Here is a 25,096-nt window from a genome sequence, read left to right on the forward strand (position 1 = left end):
GAACCCGCAGGGAACACGCAGCGCGCCCTGGGTGTTGACAGTGCGTTCGCGAAATAAGCTGTCGCCCGGTGCAGCCGCCGCGCATGGGTAGAATTCGTGCACGACGAAGGGGTTAAACAGGTGAAGGATCTGGTCGACACCACGGAGATGTACCTCCGTACCATCTACGACCTCGAGGAGGAGGGCGTCACGCCCTTGCGTGCGCGCATCGCCGAGCGCCTCGAGCAGAGCGGGCCCACGGTCAGTCAGACGGTGGCGCGCATGGAACGCGACGGACTGCTGACCGTCGCGGGTGATCGCCATCTCGAGTTGACGGAGAAGGGCCGGGCCATGGCGGTCGCGGTGATGCGCAAGCACCGGCTGGCCGAGCGGCTGCTGGTCGACATCATCGGACTGGACTGGCAGAACGTGCACGCCGAGGCGTGTCGCTGGGAGCACGTGATGAGCGAGGAGGTGGAGCGCCGTCTGGTCGAGGTGCTCAACCACCCCACGACCTCGCCGTACGGCAACCCGATCCCGGGCCTGGACGAGCTGGGTGTCACCGGCACCTCGAACGCCGAGGAGAAGCTGGTCCGGCTCTCGGACCTGCCCTCCGGGCAGTCCGCGGCGGTGGTGGTGCGACGGCTCTCCGAGCACATCCAGACCGATCCGGAGATCATCAACCAGCTGCGGGAGGCGGGCGTGGTGCCCGACGCCCGCGTGAACGTCGAGACCAAGCCGGGCGCGGTGGTCATTCTGGTGCCGGGCCACGCCGGTTTCGAACTCTCCGACGAGATGGCCCACGCCGTCCAGGTGAAGTTGGTCTGAGGCGTGAAACTTCTGGTCACGGGCGGTGCCGGCTATGTCGGCGGCGTCTGCGCGCAGGTGCTGCTCGAAGACGGCCACGAGGTGGTCGTGGTGGACGATGTCTCGACCGGCAATGCCGACGGGGTGCCCACCGGCGCCAAGTTCGTGGAGGGTGATATCGCCACGGTGGGCGTGGAGCTCGTCGCCGCCGAGAACTTCGACGGCGTGTTGCATTTCGCGGCGCAGTCGCTGGTCGGGGAATCGGTGCAGCAGCCGGAGAAGTACTGGCACGGCAATGTGGTGAAGACCCTCGCCCTGCTGGAGGCCATGCGCGCCGCCGGTACGCCGCGCCTGGTCTTCTCCTCCACCGCCGCTGTGTACGGCGAGCCGGAACAGGTGCCGATCGTGGAGGACGCGCCGACCCGGCCGACGAACCCCTACGGGGCGTCGAAGCTGTCCATCGACTACGCCATCACCTCCTACGCGGCGGCGCACGGTCTGGCGGCGACCAGCCTGCGCTACTTCAATGTGGCGGGCGCGTACGCGGGCCTGGGTGAGAACCGCGTCGTGGAAACCCATCTCATTCCCCTCGTCCTGCAGACGGCGCTGGGCCACCGCGAGTCCATCTCGGTCTTCGGCACCGACTACCCCACCGCCGACGGCACCGCGGTGCGCGACTACATCCACATCCGCGATCTCGCCCAGGCGCATCTGCTGGCCCTGGCGCAGTCGCGCCCCGGTGCGCACCGCATCTTCAATCTCGGCAGCGGAACCGGTTTCTCGGTGCGCGAGGTGATTTCGGCCTGCGAGCGCGTCACCGGCCTGCCCATCCGCGCGATCGACGCCCCTCGGCGGGCGGGCGATCCGGCGGTGCTCATCGCGTCCAGCGAGCGGGCAGTCACCGAACTCGACTGGCGTCCGCGACACACCGAGTTGGACACCATCGTGGCCGATGCCTGGTCGTTCCTGCAGACGCTCGGCGACCGCGCGCACAGCGCCCGCCGCTGACCCGCGCCTTCGCCAACCCGTCCGCCCCAGTCCCGTCCGCCGCAGTCCCGTCCGCCTCGGACACGTTCGCCTCGGACACGTTCGCGCAGCCCCGGTCGCCCCGGACTCATTCGCCCCGGACTCATTCGCCCCGGACTCGTTCGGCCGAGCCCCGTTCGCCCGAGCCCCGTTCGTCCGAGCCCCGTTCGCCCCGGACTCGTTCGCCCGAGCCCCGTTCGCCCCGGACTCATTCGGCCGAGCCCCGTTCGCCCCGGGTTCGGCCTTGCCGGGCGCGGACGGGGTTTCGGCGTGCTTCTCCCGGCATCGACCGGATGACCGGTGTGCGGAAGTGGGCCCGCCGGGGCGGTCACGACAGCTCCGGGCCGAGGTCGACGCCGAGGATCGCGGCGGCTTCGCGACCGGTCTCGGCGATCCGGCGCAGCTGGGCCGGGCGCAGACCGTTCCGCAGCGCCGTCTCCAGCAGGCGGGCCATGGTGTGGTCCGGATCGGAGGCCAGCGCCGCGTCCAGTGCGACTCCGGCCAGTGGACCGTCGCCGCGCACATAGGCGCAGTAGCCGAGCAGTGCGGCCGCCTCGGCTCGGTCCGGGTCGGGTAGAACGCGGGTGAGGTGGATCCACAGCGCCTCCGCGGCCGCGGCGTGGTCACCCGGGGCGAGCGCGAACATGACATCCCGCACCACCGGATTCCGCAGGGCCACCGCCAGTTCCGCGAGTTCGGCCGGATGAAGCCGCGCTCCGGATTCGACGTTCGCGAGCTGCCACAGCACCTTGCGCAGCGCGGCGCGCGTGTAGACCTCCGCTTCGCCGCGTCGCACGGCCGCGGCCAGCCGGGCCTGCGCCGCGGTGACCACCGACTCCAGCACCGCCGCGACCGCGGCGCGGGCGTCGGCGTCGACCGCCACCACGGCGGCCAGTTCGGCTCGCGATCCGCGCAGCGGACGGCCGTCGAGGACCTGCCGGAAGGTCACCGGCGAGTCGGCCGGAGCCCGTTGCGCGCCGGTGTTCGCCGGGTCCAGCACGCTCCACCACGGCCGCCCGGCGTCGAATCCGGCGACGGCCCACGCGCCGGTCAGTGTGACATCGGCGGCCGCGAGCCGAGCGGCGAGCAGGTCGGTCAGTTCCCGGTGGCGTCGTGCGCGCACTCCCCGGTGGCGCGCATCCGGCACGGTGGCGCGGTCGTCCACGATCAGGGCCAGCGCCGCGACGGCCCGCTGCCGCACGCAGATATCGGCGAGTTGGTCCATCATGGCCCGCACCGCCGCCCGTCCCGTCACATCGGTGTCCACCCGCACCACCACATCCACCGCCGCGGTATCCGCCCGCCCCTCCTCCGCCCGCAGCACCGCCAGCACCAGCGACCGCGCGGGCACGAATCCGAGCATGGCGGGCACCGCCGCGATGAACTCCCCCGGCTCGCGCAGATGCTGCTGCGGCACAGCGGCATGCCCGAACAACGCGGCATCCGCGTCCGTCGCCGCACGATCGGCCCGGACGGCCTTCTCGGCGGTCACCACGTCGTCGACCGATACCCCGTCCTCCGCAGACTGAGCGCTCGCGGCAGACACCGCGCTCCCGATCGGCGCGGCGCTGTCGACAGCCCCAGCACTCTCGACCGACGCGGCGCTGTCGACAGCCCCAGCACTCTCGACCGACGCGGCGCTCTCGATAGACCCAGCACTCTCGACCGACGCGGCGCTCTCGATAGACCCAGCACTCTCGACCGACGCGGCGCCCTTGGTAGACCCAGCGCTGTCGACAGTCCTAGCACGCTCGGCAGACGCGGCGCGCTCGACAGACCCAGCACGCTCGGCCGACAGCGTATTCCCGGGTGACGCCGCCTGGCCAGGTGACACCGCTTGCTCCGGCGACACCGCCTGCTCCAACGACTCCGACTGCTCCCGCGACTCCGCATGCGCCGGCGACACCGACCGCCCCAACGACTCCGCATGCGCCGGCGACACCGACCGCTCCCACGACACCGCCTGCTCCGGCGACTCCACCTGCTCCCGCGACACCGCCTGCTCCGGCGACCGCGCAGCCCCGGCCGATGCCGTTGCCGCGGAGTCCGCGCCGCGCCCCGGCGGCTCGGTGTACGGCGCACGGGCGTCGGATGTTTCACCGCCCTCGACCGGCGGCGGGTCGTCGTCCGCCAGCGGATCCGGCGGTGGTGGCAGCCAGCGTTCGGTGCCGAAGTCGTCCGGTGGGAAGGTGTTCCCGCCCGAGCAGGTGCGGCGGCCGCGGTGGCGCGGGATGCGCGCGGGTTCGCAGTAGCGGTAGCGCGGGGCGTCACCCGGTGGCGGTGCGGGCAGGGGTTCGGTGGAATTCGTCATGTCCTCACGGTGCGCGATGGCGCCGACCGCGCCGGAGTGCCGACCTGGGCGTCGGACAAGTCTGTGAGTAGTCGCCGCGGCTGTGTGGAATAGGCGCGAATCGGCTCGCGCCGAGGGCTTTTCGTCGGTGCCCCCTGCTACCGTCCGATTCCGGCAGGTCGCGTGACGGACGATCGGCGACCCACCCGGCGAAAAATCTGAATGCGTAGCGTTTCATTTTGCCCGACCCGCCACCGTCGCGCTGTTACAGTCCGCCTCGACACCATCGGCTCGGTGTCGGAAGGAAGAACGCATCAGCAATGAAGAGAAGTACTTTCGGCGGTCTCGTGGTCGCCGTGGCGAGCGTCGCCGTGCCGGTGCTGCTGGCCCCGACGGCGTCGGCGGATACCGAGAACATCCGCGTCGACGCCCGCGTGTCCGGTGAGACCTGCGGCACGTCGGGTGGCTGCGTCATCCGCATTCGGACCGTCGGCAACAACCGTCTCGACGAGGTCGCCGTCACCGTGAACGGCACCGTCGTGGGCTACGCCTGGCCGGTGCAGGATCAGTGGGACCCCAACCGCGGTTCGGCCGAAGTGGTCTGGAATCCCAGCGAATCCGGCAGCTACCACATCGTCGCCAAGCAGGGCGTCTCCTCGGGCGTCATCACCTACGATATCCAGAGCCCTGGCGGCACCGGATCCTTCGGTGGCTCGCTCCCGTCCGGTTCGGCGGGCTGATTCGCCAGAAGAGTGATCACATGACGAGAACACGTACGGGGCTGGGCGCGACCGCCGCGCTGTTCGCCCTGACCGCACCGGTCGTCCTGGCGGGATCCGCGTCCGCGGATATCGAGGACATCAGCATCACCGGTATCGACGAGCGGCCGTGCTCGGTCGCGGCGGGCTGCCTCATCCAGGTGACCGTGACCCAGTTCGAGGCGGTGGACTTCCTGATCAACAACACCGCCGTCGGCACCGCCACGCCGCAGCGCACCAGCTCCGGCCTGATCACCGCCACGCTGCAGTGGCGGCCGGAAGCCTCGGGCACGTACACGGTGGGCGCGCGACAGGCGCAGAACACGTCGACCATCGTCTACACCGTCACCCAGCACGCCTCCGGCTGCGGCTGGTTCCCCACCGGTTCGGCCTCCGGGTCCGCGGGCACCGGGTCGGCCTCGGGATCCGCCGATACCGGCTCGGCCGGAAGCGGTTCCGCCGGTTCGGGTTCCGCGGGCAGCGGCTCGGCGAGCGGCTCGGCCTGCTGACCCGTCAGCCCCTGCGCACCTTGCTCACCGCGGTGGTGAACAGCGAGTCGAGGGCCTCGCCGTCGAGGCTGTCGGCACCGAAGGTCATGTAGGTCACGGTGATTCGCACATCGCCGACCTGACCGAGCAGGGTGCGCATGTTGCGGGTGGTCTCCGGATCGCCCGCCTCCGACCGGACGGTGCGCCGCAGCGCCACCGTCTCGTCGGCATCCAGCGGTGGCGGCGGCAGCAGTTCGGTGGTGACGGTGGCCGTCGTGCCGTTCTGCGTGGCGCGTACGGTGCCGCAGCGTTCGAGCTGCCGTTGCAGGGTGGCCAGGGAGTGATCGGTGCGCACCAGCTCCACCGTGAGGGTGGCGCGGGTGGCATCGTCGGTGCCGACCGAGACCGCGGGTACGGATACCGGCGGCACCGGCGCGCAGTCCTCCGGATCGACCCGCGCGCCCGGCAGAATCCCGTCGAGATCGTGCGCGGCCTGCTCGGCGGTGTCCGGCGGCAGTTCCACCGCCGCGTACGGCTCGGGGAACTGCGATGGATTCGGCAGCAGCCGTGCCAGTTCCGATACCGCGGCCGTCGAGTTCGGCCCGGACGAGGACCGGGGGTGCCCGGAGACCGTGGTTCCGCAGGCGGTGAGCGCACAGCCCAGGGCCGCGACACCCAGCAGTGCGGATATCCGCCGTACGGTCGATGTGCGGCGGCGCCGCACCACGGACACTGGAGGCTGCCGCGGGCACGGCGAATCCGGCACGATCACCCGTCCACTATGCCGAATTTCCGCTGTTCATCCGGGATGCCACGCCGGAAACAGGTGTGACCGCGAGCGGTGTGGGAATGCGTTCCACCGTCGGGCGTGTTGCACACCAGATGCGGGCTCGCACCCACGGGGCGCGGGCACGCGAGGGCATGAGGGACAATGGTGGTGGTCCCAGTATCGCCCGTCAGGCGAATGAACCGCGGCACGCGCCGCCGAGTTCCGCCGGACCGGACCGCTGGAGACCATGCAGAAGGGATGAAGCGATGGACTACGAGTCGAGCATGTACGAGTTGGAGTTCCCCGCGCCGCAGTTGTCCTCCGCTGACGGCGCGGGTCCGGTGCTGGTGCACGGGCTGGAGGGTTTCACCGACGCCGGTCACGCCGTCCGCCTGGCCACCACGCATCTGCGGGAGAGCCTGGAGGCGGAGTTGGTCGCCTCGTTCGATATGGACGAACTCCTCGACTACCGCTCGCGCCGCCCGCTCATGATGTTCAAGACCGACCACTTCTCCGACTACACCGAGCCGGAGCTGAACCTGTGGGCGCTCAAGGACACTCAGGGCACACCGTTCCTGCTGCTGGCCGGTTTGGAGCCGGATCTGCGGTGGGAGAAGTTCGTGACCGCCGTGCGGCTGCTGGCCGAGCAGTTGGGTGTGCGCCGCACCATCGGTCTGAGCGCGATCCCCATGGCGATCCCGCACACCCGCCCGCTCGGAATGACCGCGCACGCCAGCGACCGCGACCTCATCGGCGATCACCAGCGCTGGCCGGGTGAGTTGCAGGTGCCGGGCAGCGCCTCCTCGCTGCTGGAGTACCGCATGGCACAGCACGGCCACGAATCGGTCGGCTTCTCCGTGCACGTGCCGCACTATCTGACCCAGACCGCCTATCCGGAGGCCGCGCAGACGCTGCTGGAGAGCGTCGCCGAGAACGCCGGGCTGGAGCTGCCCCTGGCGGCGCTCACCGAGCAGGCGGCCCGGGTCCGGGAGCAGGTCAACGAGCACATCGCGGGCAATTCCGAGGTGGAGACCGTGGTGGCGGCCCTGGAACGCCAGTACGACAGCTTCGTCACCGCCCAGGAACGCCAGTCCAGCCTGCTGGCCAGCGAGAGCGACCTGCCCACCGGCGAGGAACTGGGCGCGGAATTCGAACGCTTCCTCGCCGAACAGTCCGGCTTCGGCGACGACGAGAACGGCCAACCGCGGCCTTAGCTCCGCAGAAGAACACTCCAGACGGTTCGCGGCGCGTCCCGGTTCTGGACTGACCGGAGCGGGGGAGCGAAGCGGAGGAGCGGAGGGAGGGAAGAACCGGGACCTTCAGCGCCGCGAACCCGCCGGAGCGAAGCGGAGGCAATCAAACGCAGTAACGTAGGTGGGCGTGCAGCTATCCGAACTCGTCCCCGACCGTGCCGTACCCGACGTCGATGCCGAGTGGCTGTATGAGACTTTCGTCGACTGGACCCTCGAGCAGGGCCTGACGCTGTATCCGGCGCAGGAGGAGGCGCTGCTCGAGCTGTTCACCGGCTCGAATGTGATTCTGGCGACCCCGACCGGTTCGGGTAAGTCGATGGTCGCGCTGGGCGCGCACTTCGCCGCGCTCAATCGCGGCCAGCGCAGCTACTACACCGCCCCGATCAAGGCCCTGGTCAGCGAGAAGTTCTTCGCGCTGTGCGAGGTGTTCGGGGCGGACCGGGTCGGCATGGTGACCGGTGACGCGGCGGTGAATCCGGATGCGCCGATCATCTGCGCGACGGCGGAGATCCTGGCCAACCTGGCATTGCGCGAGGGTGCGGACGCCCCGGTGGGCCAGGTCGTCATGGACGAGTTCCACTACTACGCCGATCCGGATCGCGGGTGGGCGTGGCAGGTGCCGCTGATCGAACTGCCGGGGGTGCAGTTCCTGCTCATGTCGGCCACGCTGGGCGAGGTCGACTTCTTCGCGAGGGATCTGAAAGACCGTACCGGCCGTGACACCGCGGTCGTCTCCGGTTCGGAACGCCCGGTGCCGCTGAGCTTCTCCTATGTGCGCACCCCGATCACCGAAACTCTCGAGGATCTGGTGACCACCAGCCTCGCCCCGGTGTACGTCGTGCACTTCACCCAGGCGGCGGCGATCGAACGGGCGCAGGCCCTGATGAGCGTGAACTTCGCCAGCAAGGCGGAGAAGGAGGCCATCGCCGCGGCCCTGGGTGATTTCCGCTTCGCCACCGGCTTCGGCAAATCGCTGTCGCGCTTCATCCGCCACGGTATCGGCGTCCATCACGCGGGCATGCTGCCCAAGTATCGGCGGCTGGTGGAGAAGCTGGCCCAGGACGGCCTGCTGAAGGTGGTCTGCGGCACCGACACCCTGGGCGTCGGCATCAATGTGCCGATTCGCACCGTGCTGCTGACCGGTCTCACCAAGTACGACGGTGTGCGCACCCGCCGCCTCAATGCCCGCGAGTTCCATCAGATCGCGGGCCGCGCGGGCCGGGCCGGCTACGACACCATGGGCACCGTGGTGGTGCAGGCGCCCGAGCACGAGGTGGAGAACGCCCGCCTCATCGCCAAGGCCGGTGACGATCCCAAGAAGCTCAAGAAGGTCCAGAAGCGCAAACCGCCGGAGGGTTTCGTGTCCTGGTCGGAGGACACCTTCGACCGGCTGGTCGGGGCCACCCCGGAACCGATGATGTCGCGTTTCAGCGTCACCAATTCCATGCTGTTGAACGTGATCGCCCGCAAGGGCAACTGCTTCGACGCCATGCGGCATCTGCTGGAGCGGAACCATGAACCGCGCCCGGCACAGCGGCGGCACATCCTGCGCGCCATCCGGCTCTACCGCGCGCTGCGGGACGCGGGCGTGGTGCAGCAGCTCGACACACCCGACGAGTTCGGCCGCCGCGCCCGGCTCACCGTGGACCTGCAACGCGATTTCGCCCTGGATCAGCCGCTGTCGCCGTTCGCGCTGGCCGCGCTGGAGCTGCTCGACAAAGAATCCCCCACCTACACCCTCGATGTCATCTCGCTCATCGAGGCGACCCTGGAGGATCCGCGCCAGCTGCTCATGGCCCAGCAGCACAAGGCCCGCGGTGCGGCGGTGGCGGAGATGAAGGCCGACGGCATCGAGTACGAGGAGCGTATGGAGCTGCTCGAGGAGGTGACCTGGCCCAAACCGCTCGCCGACCTGATCGAGCCCGCCTTCGAGACCTACAAGGGCGGCCACCCGTGGGTGTCGGAGTTCGAGCCGTCGCCGAAGTCGGTGGTGCGGGAGATGATCGAACGCTCCATGACCTTCGCCGAACTGGTGTCCACCTACGAGTTGGCGCGCTCCGAGGGGGTGGTGCTGCGCTATCTCGCCGACGCCTACCGGGCGCTGCGCCGCACGGTGCCCGAGCAGGCCCGCACCGAGGAACTCGACGACATCACCGAGTGGTTGGGCGAGCTGGTGCGCCAGGTCGACTCCAGCTTGCTCGACGAATGGGAGCAGCTCACCAATCCGGGCGCGGAGAGCGATACCGAGGAGGTGGCGTTCGGCGCGGAGGCGCTCCGGCCGATCTCCGCGAACGAGCGATCGTTCCGGGTACTGGTGCGCAATGCCATGTTCCGGCGGGTGGAGATGGCCGCGCTGCGCCGCTGGGACGCACTCGACGAGTTGGGCGACGGCCTGGACTGGGAAGGCGAACTCGCGCCCTACTACGACGAATACGGCGAGATCGGTATCGGGCCGAACGCGCGCGGCCCGAAGCTGTTCCAGATCGAGCAGCGGCCGGGTTTCTGGCATGTGCGGCAGGTGCTGGACGATCCGTCCGGTGACCACGGATGGGCCGTGGCGGCGGTGGTCGATCTGGCGGAGTCGGATGCCGCCGGTGAAGTGGTATTCGACGAGGTCACGGTGTCGGCGGGCTGACCGCCGCCCCGTTCGCGCCCCGATTTCTTCATAGTTCCGTAAGATGCCCGGTCCGGTTTGTTCAACCGTCCCGGCGGTACGGTGACGAAGACGACCGCTGGCCGGTTCGTTTTTCCAGGCTGATCGCGTGTATCGTCGCGCACTGTTGCCCACATCCCGCCACAGCGCCCGATCGAAAAGAGTTCCCTTAGATTGACCAACCGAAACCTGCTCGAATCCCCCCGTCTGGTCATCGACCTGCACCGGGTCCGTGCGAACTACCAAGCACTGCGAGCCGCTCTACCCGCGGCACGAATTCGCTTCGCCGTCAAGGCGAGTCCCGTGCCGGAGATCATCCGGCTCCTGAACGACGAGGGCGCCGAGTTCGACGTCGCCAGTATCGGTGAGATCGAACTCTGCATCGCGCAGGGTGTCGATCCGGCCGTCATGTGTTACGGGAATCCGATCAAGAAAGCCGCCCATATCGCCGCCGCTCACGCGGCCGGGGTGCGCCGCTACGCCTTCGACACCGAGGACGATCTGGCTCGCATCGCCGAGCACGCCCCCGGCGCGGAGGTGGAGTGCCGGTTCCTGTCCTCCGCTCCGCAGTCGCAGACGCCGTTCGGCACCAAGTTCGGCTGCGATCCCGGTGAGGCCAAGCGGCTGCTGGTGCGGGCGCGTGACCTGGGCCTGCGGGTGGCTGGCCCGTACTTCCACGTGGGCTCGCAGCAGACCGATCCGATCGCCTGGCGCATCGGCATCGAGCAGGCTGGTGCCATCGCGGAAGCGTTGGCCGTCAAGGACATTCCGGTTCCGTCGGTGAATGTCGGTGGTGGACTGCCGATTTCGTACGCCGATGCCGCACCGGAGCTGTCCGAGCTGGGTGCGGTGATCGCCGAGGCGTTCGCGGCCCATTTCCCGGAACACACCGAACTGGTGGTGGAGCCCGGTCGCGCCCTGGTGGGCAATACCGGTGTGATTCACGCCGAGGTGGTGAATGTTCGCCAGGCGCCGGACGGGCGGCGCTGGATATACCTCGATATCGGCCGCTACAACGGTATGGCCGAGACCGAGAACGAGTACATCGCCTACCGTTTCGAAACCGATCGGGACGATGACCCGATGGACGAGGCGGTGGTCGCCGGACCGACCTGCGATGGCGACGATGTACTCTATCAACGCACGCGTGTCCTCCTTCCGACCACGTTGCAAGCCGGTGATCCCGTTCGGATCCTCGATACCGGCGCTTATACGGCGAGCTATTCGTCGGTGTCCTTCAACGGTTTTCCGCCTTTGACTGTTCATGTCATCGGCGCTGAGCGAGAGTGAGTTCGCTTATGACGGCAGAATTCACCGGCTGGCATGTGCTGGCCGAGTTCGGTGGTGTCGACCCGCAGCTGTGCGACGACCTCGAACGACTCGAGAGTGCGCTCCGAAAATCGTTGGTCGCCGCGGGGGTGACCATTTGCGATGTGGTGCACAAGCAGTTCGAGCCGCAGGGGGTCACTATTCTCGCCCTGCTGTCGGAGTCGCACGCCTCCATCCACACGTATCCGGAGTCCGGGGACATCTTCGTCGACGTATTCACCTGCGGCAGTATCGGTTCCGGTGCCACGAAGGCGGTCGAGCTGCTGAAGGAGGAGCTGTCGCCCGGATCGGTCAACATGGAGGTCATCCAGCGCGGCCACACCTCGCGCCGCATCCACGAACCGGTCGGCGAGGGCCTGACCCGGGTGTGGAACATGTCCGAGGTGATCGTGGACACGAACACCCCGTACCAGCACATGGTGATCGCCAAGACCGAGCAGGGCATCAGCCTGTTCTCCGACGACGACCGCCAGTCCACCGAGTTCTCGCAGCTCACCTACCACGAGGCCATGCTGGTCCCGGGGTACGCGCTGGCGGAGAAGCTGGACAGGGTGCTGATCATCGGGTCCGGTGAGGGCGTGGCCTCGCAGATGTCGGTGGCCGCGGGCGCGTCGCTCGTCGACCACGTCGACATCGACCAGCTCGAGGTGGAGCTGTGCGCCGAGCACCTCCCCTACGGCTACACGCAGGCGGATCTGGCCGCGGCGGTCGCGCAGACCGGCCCGATCAAGATGCACTACGCCGACGGCTGGGACTTCCTGGCCCGGGCCGAGGCCGCGGGCGTGCGCTACGACATGATCGTCATCGACCTGCCCGACGAGCGGGTCGAGGACGCCCAGCACAACCGCCTCTACGAGGACGAGTTCCTGCTGCGCTGTAAGGCGCTGCTGTCCGAGGGCGGCGTGCTGGCCGCGCAGGCGGGCTGTCAGACCATGTGGCGCAACGAAACCCTGAAGCGCTCGTGGACCCGCTTCCACAGCCTGTTCGACACCGTCGTGCCCTACGTCAGCGACGAGCACGAGTGGACCTTCATCTTCGGCACCCCGAAGGCGATCGCCGACCCGGTCGCCAAGATGACCACCACCCTGTCGCGGCTGCCGTACCGGGCGGAGACCATCGACGAGCGGGCGATCGTCCGCGGCGCCATCGAGCCGCACGCCCTGCGCGTCGGCGTCAGCGTCTGAGTCGAGGCGACTACGACAGCGCCCCGCACGGAGCACCGTGCGGGGCGCTGTCGTAGTCGACCGCCGATTCGCTTCGAAATACCCTCTCCCACAGAGCATTCGACCGGTCCAAACGGCGAAGCCACAACGCGCTCCCACCGATATGTCGGACTCCGCGTTTACAGTCGTGGCGACCGGACGCCGGCCACCCCATCGGCCATGCCGCCGGGACTACGGAGGGGAATATGACACACCTGCGCCGCGCCGACGAGGACCAGTGGGTGGTGCCCGACGCATGGCACGCCAAAGCCACGCCGTTCCGCGGCCGAGGTCCCGTGCGGGCCGTGCGAACCGACCCCAAGGCGCTCGGACTGTATCGGAAATGGCTGGACGACAAGCGTGTTCGCCTCGCGATCGAACTGACGTCCCGAGGCGGATACCGCGACCTCGCCGAAGCGGCCGCGCATGCGATCGAACATCCCGGGGACGCCACACCGCTGGGTATCGCGGTCGCGGGCGCACTCGCCGCACGGGTGGCCGATGCCACCCGCCCCAAGCCCAATCTGACCGGTCGACTGGTCGACGCATGGGTGGCCGCGCACGGGGCGGGCACAGCCGCGGCGGCGGGTGCGCTGCTGGCCGGACTGTCCGTCGGCCATATCGGCGCCGATCTCACCCGGTGTGTCGCGCGCCGCCCGGAACGCCCGCACGTCTTCGACGAACCGGCCGCGACGCTGCTCCCCCGGCTGCGCACGCATCTCGCGGCGCTGAGCGACACCGAGTACTACGCGGCGGTGGCGGACCTGGGGCGGGTGCGCGCCGAATCGCGGGCGCTGGCCGTGCACACCGCGACCTCGTATCTCGCACCCACCGAACAGGATTGGGTGAACAGCGATCTGGCACTGGCGCGCAGCGCTTCCCACCCCGACAGCGCCGAGACCATGCTCGCCGCGACCGTGACATCGGCCGAACAGCTCGCACTCCTGGACACCCCCGGATACCTGTGGCGGCTCACCGGCAGGGCCGACATCCTGCGCGCGGTGATCGAGGTCGGCCCCGACGCGACGCCGTATCTGACCCAGCTGCTGGACGTGTACGGCTTGTCCGCCGATGACCAGCGCGGTATCGCGGAGCTGCTCGCGCAGTTGCCCACCGATGCCGCGCTCCTCGCGCTGCTGCACCGCACCGACCGGCCCGGGGTTCGCGCGGCCGCCGTCGAGGCGACGTATCGCTTCCCCCGACGGGCCGCGCACGTGCTCGCCGACCTGCCCGACGAGCCGTTCACCGTCGGGCTGCGTGATCTGCTGACCCGTGTGTACCCCGGTCTGAACGCGGGGACGCACGCGCCGCAATCAGCCGTGGAGTGCGTTCCCCGCGATGAACTGCCGGAGTTGCTGCGCATGCCGCCGTGGGAACGCGGCGTCGCGCCCGCGCCGCCGACCGTGCTGCCCGGTCTCGGCTCACCACGGCCGCTCGCTCTGTCGTGGCTTCCCGGCGAACAGGATGGTTGGTCGAATACCTTTGTGGCGCAGACGGATCCGGGCCGCGACTGGGAGGACGAGTTCCAGCGCGTCCGCGATCGGAAATGGCACGGCTCCTGGTGGACGCTGCGACTGATCGCCACCGCGCCCCCGCCGCTGGCACTGGCGAACCTGGATCTGATCGAGCCGACCGAGCTGTGGGACGCCGTCGACCCGCTCCGCCGCATCCTGGTCCGCTGCGGCGATGCCGCCCTCACGACGATCGTCGACGCCGTGCGACACAACGCGGCCACGACGATCTCGGTCCTGCTCCCGGCCACGGGGACCCCGGTCACGGAATTGATGACCCGTCAGCTCGACTCGCGGCGCAATCGCGCCGTGGCTCTGTCCTGGTTCGAGCGTCACCTGCCCACGGCGGCACCGGACCTCCTCACCGCCGCCTTCGACAAACCGGGCAGACAGCGCACCCTGGCATGGAAGGCGCTACGCGCCCTGGACGGCCGCGGCCACCGGGAGGCACTGGTCACGGCCGCGCACACGCTCGGCGAGTCGGCGGCGGAGGCCCTGGTGGCGGCATTGTCCACCGATCCGCTCGACATCCTGCCGAAAACCGTTCCGACACTGCCCACCTGGCTCGCGCCGGCGGCACTCCCGCCCATCGTGCTGCGCCGCGAGGTCCTGACCAGGCCCGACGGACCGCGCGCCCTACCGCCCGACGCCGTGGCGGCGGTATGCACCATGTTGGCGATGAGCGGCCCCACCGGCGACTACGCGGGCGTCACCCGGTTGCTCGAGCTCGCCGAGCGGGATTCGCTGGCCGAGTTCTGCTGGGCGCTGTTCGAACTATGGGGCTTCACCGGGTACTCCGCCGACGAGAACTGGGTCCTGCACGCCCTGGGCCTGCTCGGTACCGACGACACGGCCCGCGCCCTCACGCCGCTGATCCGCGCCTGGCCCGGCGAGAACGCACACGCGCGCGCGGTGGCCGCGCTGGACGTCTTGACCGCCATCGGCAGCGACGTCGCGCTCATGCAACTCAACAGCATTGCCGAGAAGGTCAAGTTCAAGGGCATCAAGGCCACAGCGCGGGAGAAGATCCGCCAGCTCGCCGAGGAGGCGGGAATGTCGGCGGAGGAACTGGCCGATCGACTGGTACCGGGCTTCGGATTGGCCGAGGACGGGACGCTGCGGCTGGACTACGGACCGCGCGCCTTCCTCGTCGGCTTCGACGAGCAGCTGCGCCCGATGGTTCGCGACGTGGCCGGGACACCCCGCAAGGCATTGCCCAAACCGGGCGTGAAGGACGATCCGGAACTCGCACCGGCAGCATACAAACGGTTCAACAACCTGAAGAAGGATGTGAAATCCGTTGCCGCCGAACAGCTGCTCCGCATGGAGCGCGCGATGGTCCGCAACCGGCGCTGGACCGCCGCGAACCATCGGCGGCTGTTCGTGGAGCATCCACTGCTGTGGCATCCCACCCGCCGCCTGGTGTGGGCCACCTTCGACGCCGACGGCGCGCCGACCGGTTCCTTCCGGGTGGCCGAGGATCGCAGCCTCGCCGACGTCGACGACGATACCGTCACCCTGCCCGATGACATGCTGGTCGGCATCGCCCATCCGCTGCATCTCGGGGACACCCGCGCCGCATGGGCGGAGGTCTTCGCCGATTACGAGATCCTGCAGCCGTTTCCACAGCTGCAACGGGAGATCCACCTGCCCACCGACCGGGACGCCGCCTTCGCCCGCTTCGACGGCACGGTCGTTCCGGCGGGCAAGGTGCTCGGCTTGACCCGCCTCGGCTGGGAGCGCGGTACGCCCATGGACGCCGGTATCTCGGGCGAGATCTTCCGGCCGCTCGGCGACGATCGGTCCGTGGTCCTCGATCTGGATCCGGGCTTCGTGGCCGGTATGGCCCTGGAACTGGGCGACCAGACGATCAGCGTGCACATCACCGCCAGCGGGCAGGAATCCGCGTGGGATCATCGGAACCGGACCGAGCACTCCTTCGCCGACCTGGATCAGGTCACGGTGTCGGAGCTGTTGCGGGAGCTGGTACAGCTCACCACCTGACCGAGGCGAACGACTCAGCGCGAGATCATCAGCGGACCCTGCGGATGCAGTTCGACAATGGCGACCAGGTCACCGTAGGGCACCGCCCCGTGCGCGAATCGATGCGCCATGCGCGCCAGTGCGATCTTGGCTCCGTATTTGATGCGCATCCCCTCGTGTACCCGTTCGGTCACCCGGGGATCGTTGACGATGTGCGCGGTTCCGTAGTGCTGGCGGGATCCCAGTGCGGGGCGGCCGCGCCAGTCGCCGATCTGGATCACGACCCGGCCGTCGTAGGCGAGCTGCTGCGCTTCCTCCCCGTAGGAGGAGAGGACGAAGGCCAGTCGCCCCTGTTCGGCGGGGAGCACCAGATGCGGTGCGGTGGCGATACTTCCCGGTGCGACCGGACGCGTCACCAGCACGGATTTCGCATCCCACCACAGCGATCCGTCATGCCATGCGCTCGTGCCGACCGGGACCATCTCGGCCCGCCGGTGCGGTCTCATTGCGGGTGCGGTGTGCGAAACCATAGCCGATCGAACTCCAAAGTAGTTGTTTGCCAATACCTTTCACACGCGAGTCAGCGCTGACACGGGTGAGACGAGCAACGCCCCGCCCGCCGTCCCAGACGAAGAGCGTCGCGATTGTCCCGAAACCGAGGTTAGCGTCGTCCGCGCGGCCGTGCCACGACGCGCCGGGCCGTCCCGTTCGGTGTGAAGGCCATCTCAGAAAGGGTCTTTCGGCTCTGCCGCGGCGGCCGCCCACCCAGCAGCCTGTACCTGTGATTCCCACTACTGGAACGCCCGGGCCGACGCGAACCATCGACCCGGCGGTGTACGACCAGACGGTCGAGCGGCTGTCCGCCGAACTCGCGGGCGTCGTTTCACGACAGCGGGTGGAGCTGGTGCTCCGGTGGAGTCTCGACGATCTGACCGGCAATCCCCCCGGCGCCATGCCCGAACTCGGTGAGCGACTGGCCCGCCAACGACTACTCGAGCCCGCCCTCCACTCCGAGCGGCGCTGAGCGTATCGCTACGCAGCCCACTCGCGTCCGACTGTCCGACGGTCTGTCCCAGCCGTCGCGCGGCTGGGACAGTATCGAACTGGGCGAGGCCGCGGCCCAGGGCGACCACTGACGATGCGGTCATTCCGCTGCTCGACCCAACCGCTGCTGCGCGCGGACTGATCGATTCAGGCGGCGCGCCGCCGGACGGTGCGCTCGAGAATTCCGAGCGTCGCCCTGAGCGCCGATGCGGGGACCACCGGGAAGTCGACGCGCCGCCGCCAGTGCTCGTCGACCTCCGACCAGTCGTAATACGAGGTGACGCGGGTGCCGTCCGCGACCGGTTCCAGCCGGTAGCCGTAGACGTGGCGGGCGTGCGGCTTGATGCGGGCCTCCACGGTCCACGCGATCTCGGTATCCGGAACCAGTTCGGTGATGACGACTTCGACGTCGTATCGCCCCAGCGGAAGATCGCCCAACGCCGCTCGATCCATATGGACGACGAACCGGTCGCCGGTCCGCTCGACCGTCGCACCCTCCGCATCGAGGAGCGTTCCCGACGCGTCGATATCGACGTGCCCCTTCGGGTCGGTCAGCACCGAGAAGATGGCGGCGGCGGGCGCGGGGATGAGCCTCGAGACCTCGATCCGTTCGATGGCATCTGCCGTGGAGGGCGTTTCGACGGGGGCGTTCGCATGATTGGACATGAGATCGACGATAACACGAATAATCGATTATCCATTGTTCTGTCTATGATGCTCCTGTGCCCTCCACTCCGCTCTCCACGGGTAAGCAGATGCTGTCCGAGCAGGTCTACACCCACCTGCGCACGGCGATCATGCGCGGCGACCACCCTCCCGGCACCGCCCTCAAACCGCAGGATCTCGCGCGGGACCAGGGCGTGAGTCTGGCTGTCGTCCGTGAAGCGCTGGTGCGCCTGGTCGGCGAAGGTCTGGCCGACCGGCTGCCCAACCGCGGCTTCGCCGTCCCGGAGTACTCCGATCGCCGCTGGCAGGAGATCGCGGAAGCGCGGCGCACCGTCGAACCGGTGCTGCTGCGGCTGTCCATCGCGCGCGGTGACGTCGACTGGGAGGCCCGGGTGCGCGCCGCCCACCACCGGCTGGCCCGCACCCCGGCCTTCGCTCGGGAGGAGGGCGCGTACTACACCGAAGCCTGGTCCGAGGCGCACCGCCGGTTCCACCGCACCCTGCTGGAAGGGTGCGGCAACCCCGTGCTCCTGGAGACCTTCGACCGCTTGTGGACCGCCAGCGAGCTGGCCCGCCGCTGGTCGGCACACCGCAATCCCGATCGGGATGGAGCCGCGGAACACCGCCGCCTGGAGGAGGCGGCGCTGTCGCGCGACGCCGATACCGCCGCCGCCGTACTGACGCGGCACCTCACGCTCACCGCGACCGGACTCACCGATCCCACGTGACACTCCCGGGCACACTGGAGGCATGGACCCCGTCGTCGCACTACGCCAGATCGCGTACTGGAAGGACCGCGCCCGCGAGGACACCCGACGGGTCATGGCCTACCGCAGGGCCGCCGATATCGTCGAACGGCTGGACGCGGCCCAGCGCGAGGTGCTGGGTCGCACCAACGCCTGGCAGTCGCTGCCCGGTATCGGACCGAAGACGGCCGCGGTCATCGCCCAGGCGTGGTCCGGTCGCGAACCCGACGCACTGATCGAATTACGCTCGGCGGCAAGGGATCTGGGTGGCGGTGCGGTGCGCGCGGCGCTGCGGGGCGATCTGCACCTGCACTCGAACTGGTCCGACGGTTCGGCGCCCATCGCGGAGATGATGGACACCACCCGCACCCTGGGTCACGAGTACTGCGCGCTCACCGATCATTCGCCGCGCCTGACCGTCGCCAACGGCCTGTCGGCGCAGCGGCTGCGCGAACAGCTCGACGTCATCGACGAGTTGCGTGAACGGTTCGCCCCCATGCGCATCCTCACCGGTATCGAAGTGGATATTCTGGACGACGGCTCGCTCGATCAGGACCCGGCTCTCCTCGATCGCCTCGATATCGTCGTGGCCAGCGTCCACTCCAAGCTCAGCATGGAATCCGCCGCCATGACCAGGCGGATGATTCGCGCCGTCGCGAACCACCGCGTCGACGTCCTCGGCCACTGCACCGGCCGCCTGGTCGAAGGCTCTCGCGGCCGCCGCCCCGAATCCGCCTTCGACGCCGAAGCGGTCTTCACCGCCTGCCGCGATCACGGCACCGCCGTCGAGATCAACTCCCGCCCCGAACGCCGCGATCCACCGACCCGCCTGCTCCGCCTCGCTCGCGATCTGGGCTGCCACTTCTCCATCGACACCGACGCGCACGCCCCCGGCCAACTCGACTTCCTCGGCTACGGCGCCCAACGCGCGGTGGACAACGGCATCCCGATCGAGCGCATCGTCAATACCTGGCCGGTGGACGAGTTGCTGGCGTGGGCTTCCCGCGGCTGACGGCAGCACGGGCAGCGCCGGCTCAGCTCGCGCTGCCCTGTGATCCCACCGAGTGTCGTGATCATCGTGGGTTGCCTGGCGGGTCAACGCGACCGCCACCGGTCCGGCCGCGAGCTGCGATCAGGTCCCGGCCGGATGGCTCAAATGGTCGACGGCGGCGGTGATGAATGCGGCGAGGTGGGCCGGGGGGTAGCGGTCGGGGTCGGTGACGGCCAGACGGACGAGTTGTTCGCCGACCGCCAGCAGTGCGATGGACAGCAGTTCGGGGTCCAGGCGGCTGAGGTCGGGGCGGCGCGGGCGGGCCCATTCGATGAGGGCGCGCAGGTTGTCGCGGGCGAATGCGCGGGCGCGGGCGGCATGTTCGCGGACTTCGGCGGGGGCGTCGTCGGCGGGTGCGGTCAGCAGCAGGGCGGATTCCGGATGTTCGACGACGGCGTGCAGCAGGTTGGTGGCGGCGGTGGTGAGGATGGTTTCGAAGTCGCTGTCGTCGTCGAAGGGTGGCATGGCCGTCGCGAGGGTATCGATGGTGCGTCGCTGTTCGCGTTCCAGCAGTGCCAGCAGGAGCGGGCCGCGGCCCGGGTAGGCGGCGTAGACACGGGGTTTGGCGAGTTGGGCCTCGCGGGCGATCGCCTCCATGGTGGCGGACGCGTAGCCGTCGCGGACAACCAGCCGCAGGGCGGCGTCCAGAACCTGGACGCGACGGACTTCCAGGTCCATGCGCGGTTGGCGTTTCCGCGGCGACTCGAGGGGAGCGGGCATACGGTTCACCGTATGCGGTGCTCAGTACAGGCCGCGCAACCCGACCGGTGGCGGCGCCACTTGCAGCGGCGCGTTGGCCAGCCAGGCTCCGGCGGGCCAGCATACGGGCGCGAGACGCGCCGCCCGATCACGGACGCGCAGGGTGTCGGGCTCGGCGGCGCGCATGATCCGCAGGGCGCGCGACGACAGGTCCCGATTGCGGATGCCCCAGGCGCGCCGGTGGCAGGCGACTCGCTCGATCGTGCGGCGGGCGCGGTGCGGATCGGGAGTGCGGAGGGCGTGCGCGATGGCGGTGGCGGCATCGGTGGCGTCGAAAACCCCGGAGTTGAGCCCTCTTCCACCCCACGGCGCGAACAGGTGTGCGGCTTCGCCGGCCAGCAGGACCCGCCGGTGCGGGTCGGTGTAGGTGTCGGCGACCGATTGGTGGAAGCGGTAGCTCGACACCCAGGTCACATGCTCCCCGTACCAGGGGTCGACGACCTCGGCCGTCCACCGCCGGATGCCGTCGAGACCGGACCAGTAGTCGATGTCGTCGCCGGGCAGGCATTGCAGATCGATGCGCATCCCGCCCTGGAACGGCATATGCATGACATTGCGCCCGCCCAGGCGGGGACAGTTGTACTGGAAGAAGCCCGGCATACGCGGTGTCGTGCCGTCGGGGTGGTCGGCGACGTCGACGATGACGAATCGGGTGTCGTCCGGCGCACCCCGCAGGGTCGCACCGATCTCGTCCCGAACCCGCGAGCGCGCCCCATCGGCCCCGATAACGTATGCGGCAGAAAGAGTTTCCCCGGTTTCGAGCTCGATCTCGACTCCGTCCGGACCGCTGGACAACCGCATCAGCGGCGACGCCCACCGAAACCGCACGCCGTGCGCCACGCACGCCTCGTACAGGTGGTTCTCGGTAACCGTCTGCGGCAGACTGACACCCAGCAGTTCACTGGGCATCACCCGCCCCAGCACGCCGCGCCGGGAGCGGTACCCGAACACCCGCCGCTCCCCGTAGTACGCGTCATAACCCCGAACCCGAATGCCCGCCGCCGCAACAGCTTCCCCCAGCCCCGGCAGCACGGCATCGAACCGACGCACGGTCGGCGCGAACAACCCGATAGCCCGACTCCCCGGCCGCACCCGCCCCACCCCCTCGGCCTCCACCACCGTCACCGCCACACCCCGCCGCGCCAACGCCAGCGCCCCGACCAACCCCACCGGCCCAGCCCCCACCACCACACAGTTCGCACTCATCGACGGTTCCCCTTGTCCTGCCCGCTCGCTTCCGACGTTTGATACGGTAGCGTAACTACGGACTCGTAACTATGGATTCGAGAATCCGAGTACCCACGAACCATCGGCACCGGGAATGCTCCTGACCCCGGTGCTGTCACCGTTCGCGGCGGCGTGCGGTCGCTCCGCATGTGCGATCGTGCTGGCGAATGCGTATGTGGCCGCGCGGCGGCGCAGCGGCTCAGGTCAGCTCGGCCGTCAGGACAGGTCCCGGCTCATCTCCACTGTCGGAATGGCGTTGCCGCCCGGGCTGTCTCTGGTACGACCGGTGGGAGCGAAGCCGTGCCGCTCGGCCAACTGTCGCATCGGAGCGTTGTCCTGCCGAGCCCACAGCACCGCTCGACGGTAACCGTTGTCGTGCACCCACTGCAGCTGCGCGTGCAGCAGCCGGTCACTTGCCCCGCTTCCGCGTGCCTCGGGGGCAACCCACACAGCGGCAATCTCCAACGTGTCGGATCGTTCGGGATCGGCAACCGTGCCGATACTGCCGACCGGCTTGCCATCCCGCGTCGCGACAAACCTGCTCATCGCCGACTCGACCAGCGCGCGCCACTCCTGCTCCGTCCGCGCCGACGCCTGCTCGAGGGTGGTCTTGAACGCCCACGGTGCGTCCGCGATGGAACGAAAAGTTAATTCTCGCTGGCATTTCCAATCCTCGGCGGTCAGTCGACGGACATCGAGGGCGTCGTCACGCATAGCACGATCTGCCGGATCCGGTGCGCCGCCGGTCCCGGTCGGTTCATCATGGCCGTGCCGTAAATCACCGAAATCGAGTGCAGCGGCTGCTCTTCCGCCGACTGCGTCGCCGCGTTCACAGTCATTCGTCGTAGCTCGTAGGTGCTCGGCCGATTCCACCAGCGGTCGGCGGCGGACACCTGCCACAAGGGCGATGGCGGCACTCACTCGCTGGAGGACCTCGCCCCGGACGTGGGACCACCTCGACAAAAGCACCCTTCCAACAGTGGATCGCGGGGTAGCTCGACAGTACCGGACGTGGTGACCCGCAGTCACCGAGGACCATCGCCGCCCCAGCCGACATCCACCGGCCCGGCCCGAGGTAGTTATAGCTTCCACGGCGAATGCGGCACGGCGGCAGCGAAGTACATGCGTACCCGCGGGCAGCACGTTGCACTGGTGGCCGCGCCGGTCCTATGCCGCCGCTGGTGACGATATCGTCGGGCCACCGCTGCTCCGGTCGCCCGCGGGTTCACGACTCGGATCGAACCTCGGACAGGAGTCGGGTCGGCTATTCCACGACCGGGAAGTAGGACTCCCCGTCTTCCGGGGTGTCGTCGACCTGCCCGCGGTGCTGACGGGTGGGGCGTGGGTCGGTGTCCTCGGCGTTCTCGTCGGTGACGACGGCGGATGTGTCCAGTGGGGAGAATTCCTCCGTGGGCGGGCCCGCGTCGGGGTCGCGCCGGTCCGCGCTGACGTCCGGTTCCTCGGCGTCGAGGCGGGCGGCGTGGGGTTCGCCGATGCGCTGTTCCCGCTCGGTCATGCCGTACTTGTCCGCGGCGCGCCAGTCCTCCGGTGGTGCGACCACGGTGTCGTCATCGGCGTTGCGTACGTCATCAGGGTCCAGGCTCTCCGTCGAACTCAGCGTGTCGCCGGGGCCCATTTCGTCGGCCGGGTCCTGGTTTCCGTTCATGCAGGCCGGATGCCCGTACCGCCCGGCCCGAAACCCGGGTATCCGGAGTGAACTCGCCCACCGTGTCGGCCGACGACACCACACCGCCCGCGCGCACGAATCGCACCAGCCGCACCAAACGCAGGAACCGCAGGAACGGCAACGCCAGGAACACCACCTGCCACCAGTGTTTTCGCAGGAAGCGACCGCGACGCGGGGCCACGTAGAGTCGCAGCAGGAATTCTCCGGCGAAGATCAGCCACAGCCCCCAGGCCGAGACCGCCAAGACTGTGACCAGAACCGGTGACCGCGCCAGCGTCTGCCCCAGCACGACGAACAGGAACACCACGCCGAGGGCGCTCATGGGGCCGTCCAACCGAGCGACCAGCCCTTCGGCCCAGTCCTGGCGCTTCTGATCGGCGCCGCCACCACCTCCCGATTGAGCGGAACGTGGTTCGGTCATGGCGCCATCCGATCGACTGCCCGGCGACCGCCGGATTCTCGATAGCCGTACCCCTCCAGCCGAGCCGAAACCGACGCTCGCCGAAACGGGCCTACTCCCAGTCGTGGCTGGCGTTGCAGGAACGGCACTCGAGGCGCAGATTGCCGAGATCGTTGTACGCCGCTTTCGCCTCGGCCGGGGTCGCGACCGCCGCGTATTTCAGATGGTCGCGCCACCTCCGAATGTGGCCCAGTTCCACGCCGCTCTCCGACACGCCGTTACGGCAGCTCTCGCACAGGAAGATCCGCAGCTGGCGTTGCGGGTTCCACGGGTCGGCCACGGGACGGAACTCGCGGTGGGACAACATCCAGATTCGGGTATCCCGCGACGCGCGTAGGTGATTGGGATCGGTGTACCAGCCCGGTTTGGCCAGACCGTTGACGTAGGCGTCGACAGTCGGCTGATGGACCGCGGCGTCGGGGGTCCAGGTGACATCGAATCCGATGTCCTCGGGCAATGCGATCTCGTGCTGGTAACCGGCCCTCATCGTGGCGCTCCTTCTGAAGCATTTCCGTGAGGGTGGGCGCCCGCAAACCCACCGTCGTCCTATCGTACTTGCGCTGCAATGTGATTCAGACGGAAAACGGCGTTCTGATGCACGACATCAGCCGCGACGCGCCGAACGCTGTTGCACGCTGACGGGCGGCCCGCCAGTCGGGGCGGGCCAGGGTGGTGTCCTCCTCCCGGCCCGCGTCCAGATCCTCGAGATACCGGGACGCCCGCTGCTTGCGCGGGCAAAGCGGCTCGCAGGAAGCGTGGATGGAGAGGATGCCCTCGGCGCGCTGCCGGTTGATGGGCCAGATTCCGCCCTGCTCGCAGCCGTCGTGGATCCAGATATAGGTGCCGCACTCCGACAGCCTCGATCAGCTACCGGACCTGCTCGCGACGCTTCGGCACATCCAAGTCGCCTACCTCGAATGGCGGCGGATTCTCGGGACGGGCACACGGGCATCCCGGACGACCTCGACGAGGGGGTCGCCATCCGGATCGAACGCCAGCAGGTCCTGTACCGGGGCGACCACCGGTTCTCCTTCGTGATCGGCGAATCGGCGTTGCGAACAACCGTCGGCGACAACTCGGTGATGCTCGGCCAGCTCGATCGACTGCTGACCGCGATGTCACTGCCCCGAGTAGTGCCCGGTATTCTGCCCGAACGCGCCACGTACGAGGCACCCGCCACGAACGGCTTCATCATGTTCGACAATCGCCTCGTCCACGTTGAGACGATCACCGCCGAACTGTCGGTCACCCAACCGCGCGAAATCGCCTTCTACGGAAGAATGTTCACGCAGGTGTCCGAGCAGGCCGTCTACGGCGAATCGGCTCGGCGACTGATCATGGCCGAACTCGAGGAACGCCGGTAGCGGCCGGCGTCGGTACCGGTGACTACAGTCGTCGACGAACCACC

At 68.9% G+C, this 25,096-nt stretch carries 24 protein-coding genes; 13 read left to right on the forward strand and 11 right to left on the reverse strand.

Going from position 1 to position 25,096, the window contains the following annotated elements:
• The first annotated feature begins 120 nt into the window (after positions 1-120).
• Together QJS31_RS33090 and galE are read left to right on the forward strand one after the other, a co-directional pair.
• Complete coding sequence (locus QJS31_RS33090) at positions 121-807, forward strand: metal-dependent transcriptional regulator (protein WP_039815507.1); 687 nt, start codon at positions 121-123, stop codon at positions 805-807.
• Between the two features lie 3 nt (positions 808-810).
• Positions 811-1,794, forward strand: a complete 984-nt coding sequence (gene galE / locus QJS31_RS33095) for a UDP-glucose 4-epimerase GalE (RefSeq protein ID WP_282786073.1) — start codon at positions 811-813, stop codon at positions 1,792-1,794.
• A gap of 346 nt (positions 1,795-2,140) precedes the next feature.
• Here galE and QJS31_RS33100 read toward each other — a convergent pair whose 3' ends face one another.
• Positions 2,141-4,123, reverse strand: a complete 1,983-nt coding sequence (locus tag QJS31_RS33100; RefSeq protein WP_306358586.1) for a DUF4192 domain-containing protein — start codon at positions 4,121-4,123, stop codon at positions 2,141-2,143.
• 299 nt (positions 4,124-4,422) lie between these two features.
• On the opposite strand from QJS31_RS33100, the gene QJS31_RS33105 reads away from it, so the two are divergent.
• Together QJS31_RS33105 and QJS31_RS33110 are read left to right on the forward strand one after the other, a co-directional pair.
• Positions 4,423-4,842, forward strand: coding sequence for a hypothetical protein (locus QJS31_RS33105; RefSeq protein ID WP_282784144.1), 420 nt, complete (start codon positions 4,423-4,425; stop codon positions 4,840-4,842).
• A gap of 20 nt (positions 4,843-4,862) precedes the next feature.
• The gene (locus tag QJS31_RS33110) at positions 4,863-5,369 is read left to right on the forward strand and encodes a hypothetical protein (RefSeq protein ID WP_029923974.1); all 507 of its coding nucleotides are present in this window, start codon (positions 4,863-4,865) and stop codon (positions 5,367-5,369) included.
• 4 nt (positions 5,370-5,373) lie between these two features.
• On the opposite strand, the gene QJS31_RS33115 is transcribed toward QJS31_RS33110, so the two are convergent.
• Positions 5,374-6,081: a DUF5642 family protein gene (locus QJS31_RS33115; RefSeq protein ID WP_282784146.1), complete on the reverse strand. Its 708-nt coding sequence runs from the start codon at positions 6,079-6,081 to the stop codon at positions 5,374-5,376.
• Between the two features lie 302 nt (positions 6,082-6,383).
• Here QJS31_RS33115 and QJS31_RS33120 point away from each other — a divergent pair, with 302 nt between their 5' ends.
• The 5 genes from QJS31_RS33120 (at position 6,384) to QJS31_RS33140 (ending at position 16,069) form a co-directional block, all read left to right on the forward strand.
• Positions 6,384-7,331, forward strand: a complete 948-nt coding sequence (locus QJS31_RS33120; protein WP_282784147.1) for a PAC2 family protein — start codon at positions 6,384-6,386, stop codon at positions 7,329-7,331.
• Between the two features lie 166 nt (positions 7,332-7,497).
• Positions 7,498-10,005 carry an RNA helicase gene (locus QJS31_RS33125; RefSeq protein ID WP_282784148.1) on the forward strand — a complete coding sequence of 836 codons (2,508 nt, stop codon included), beginning with the start codon at positions 7,498-7,500 and terminating at the stop codon, positions 10,003-10,005.
• Positions 10,006-10,212: 207 nt separating this feature from the next.
• Positions 10,213-11,313, forward strand: a complete 1,101-nt coding sequence (locus QJS31_RS33130; protein ID WP_282784153.1) for a type III PLP-dependent enzyme — start codon at positions 10,213-10,215, stop codon at positions 11,311-11,313.
• Positions 11,314-11,321: 8 nt separating this feature from the next.
• Positions 11,322-12,536, forward strand: coding sequence for an adenosylmethionine decarboxylase (gene speD / locus QJS31_RS33135; protein WP_306358587.1), 1,215 nt, complete (start codon positions 11,322-11,324; stop codon positions 12,534-12,536).
• Between the two features lie 224 nt (positions 12,537-12,760).
• Complete coding sequence (locus tag QJS31_RS33140) at positions 12,761-16,069, forward strand: DUF4132 domain-containing protein (RefSeq protein WP_306358588.1); 3,309 nt, start codon at positions 12,761-12,763, stop codon at positions 16,067-16,069.
• Between the two features lie 14 nt (positions 16,070-16,083).
• Here QJS31_RS33140 and QJS31_RS33145 read toward each other — a convergent pair whose 3' ends face one another.
• Positions 16,084-16,554 carry a hypothetical protein gene (locus tag QJS31_RS33145; RefSeq protein WP_143981765.1) on the reverse strand — a complete coding sequence of 157 codons (471 nt, stop codon included), beginning with the start codon at positions 16,552-16,554 and terminating at the stop codon, positions 16,084-16,086.
• A 275-nt stretch (positions 16,555-16,829) separates the two neighbouring features.
• Between QJS31_RS33145 and QJS31_RS33150 the strand changes: the two genes are divergently transcribed.
• Complete coding sequence (locus QJS31_RS33150; protein ID WP_282779124.1) at positions 16,830-17,072, forward strand: hypothetical protein; 243 nt, start codon at positions 16,830-16,832, stop codon at positions 17,070-17,072.
• Positions 17,073-17,239: 167 nt separating this feature from the next.
• Here the strand turns inward: QJS31_RS33150 and QJS31_RS33155 are convergent, their stop codons facing one another.
• Positions 17,240-17,758, reverse strand: coding sequence for an SRPBCC family protein (locus QJS31_RS33155; protein WP_306358589.1), 519 nt, complete (start codon positions 17,756-17,758; stop codon positions 17,240-17,242).
• A gap of 56 nt (positions 17,759-17,814) precedes the next feature.
• On the opposite strand from QJS31_RS33155, the gene QJS31_RS33160 reads away from it, so the two are divergent.
• Together QJS31_RS33160 and QJS31_RS33165 are read left to right on the forward strand one after the other, a co-directional pair.
• Positions 17,815-18,486 (forward strand): GntR family transcriptional regulator, encoded by a 672-nt coding sequence (locus QJS31_RS33160; protein ID WP_282779120.1) that lies wholly within the window; start codon positions 17,815-17,817, stop codon positions 18,484-18,486.
• A gap of 22 nt (positions 18,487-18,508) precedes the next feature.
• Positions 18,509-19,516 carry a PHP domain-containing protein gene (locus tag QJS31_RS33165; protein WP_306358590.1) on the forward strand — a complete coding sequence of 336 codons (1,008 nt, stop codon included), beginning with the start codon at positions 18,509-18,511 and terminating at the stop codon, positions 19,514-19,516.
• A 120-nt stretch (positions 19,517-19,636) separates the two neighbouring features.
• On the opposite strand, the gene QJS31_RS33170 is transcribed toward QJS31_RS33165, so the two are convergent.
• From QJS31_RS33170 to QJS31_RS33200, 7 genes are all read right to left on the reverse strand, one after another.
• Positions 19,637-20,275, reverse strand: a complete 639-nt coding sequence (locus QJS31_RS33170) for a TetR/AcrR family transcriptional regulator (protein WP_282779118.1) — start codon at positions 20,273-20,275, stop codon at positions 19,637-19,639.
• A gap of 21 nt (positions 20,276-20,296) precedes the next feature.
• Positions 20,297-21,520: an NAD(P)/FAD-dependent oxidoreductase gene (locus QJS31_RS33175; protein ID WP_306358591.1), complete on the reverse strand. Its 1,224-nt coding sequence runs from the start codon at positions 21,518-21,520 to the stop codon at positions 20,297-20,299.
• 237 nt (positions 21,521-21,757) lie between these two features.
• The gene (locus QJS31_RS33180; protein WP_306358592.1) at positions 21,758-22,255 is read right to left on the reverse strand and encodes a GNAT family N-acetyltransferase; all 498 of its coding nucleotides are present in this window, start codon (positions 22,253-22,255) and stop codon (positions 21,758-21,760) included.
• Positions 22,222-22,380: a hypothetical protein gene (locus QJS31_RS33185; RefSeq protein WP_282779114.1), complete on the reverse strand. Its 159-nt coding sequence runs from the start codon at positions 22,378-22,380 to the stop codon at positions 22,222-22,224. The genes QJS31_RS33180 and QJS31_RS33185 overlap by 34 nt, the downstream gene beginning before the upstream one ends.
• Before the next feature lie 425 nt (positions 22,381-22,805).
• Positions 22,806-23,207: a hypothetical protein gene (locus QJS31_RS33190; RefSeq protein ID WP_306358593.1), complete on the reverse strand. Its 402-nt coding sequence runs from the start codon at positions 23,205-23,207 to the stop codon at positions 22,806-22,808.
• Entirely contained in the window at positions 23,131-23,649 is a 519-nt protein-coding gene (locus tag QJS31_RS33195) for a hypothetical protein (RefSeq protein WP_306358594.1), read from the reverse strand. The genes QJS31_RS33190 and QJS31_RS33195 overlap by 77 nt, the downstream gene beginning before the upstream one ends.
• A gap of 91 nt (positions 23,650-23,740) precedes the next feature.
• Entirely contained in the window at positions 23,741-24,175 is a 435-nt protein-coding gene (locus QJS31_RS33200; protein WP_282779108.1) for a GH-E family nuclease, read from the reverse strand.
• A 430-nt stretch (positions 24,176-24,605) separates the two neighbouring features.
• Here QJS31_RS33200 and QJS31_RS33205 point away from each other — a divergent pair, with 430 nt between their 5' ends.
• On the forward strand, positions 24,606-25,052 hold the full coding sequence (locus QJS31_RS33205; RefSeq protein WP_282779106.1) for a DUF5753 domain-containing protein: 447 nt from the start codon (positions 24,606-24,608) through the stop codon (positions 25,050-25,052).
• Positions 25,053-25,096: the final 44 nt, after the last annotated feature.

It is taken from the genome of Nocardia sp. CC213A (genome assembly GCF_030766805.1).
GTDB classification, from domain to species: Bacteria; Actinomycetota; Actinomycetes; order Mycobacteriales; family Mycobacteriaceae; genus Nocardia; species Nocardia otitidiscaviarum.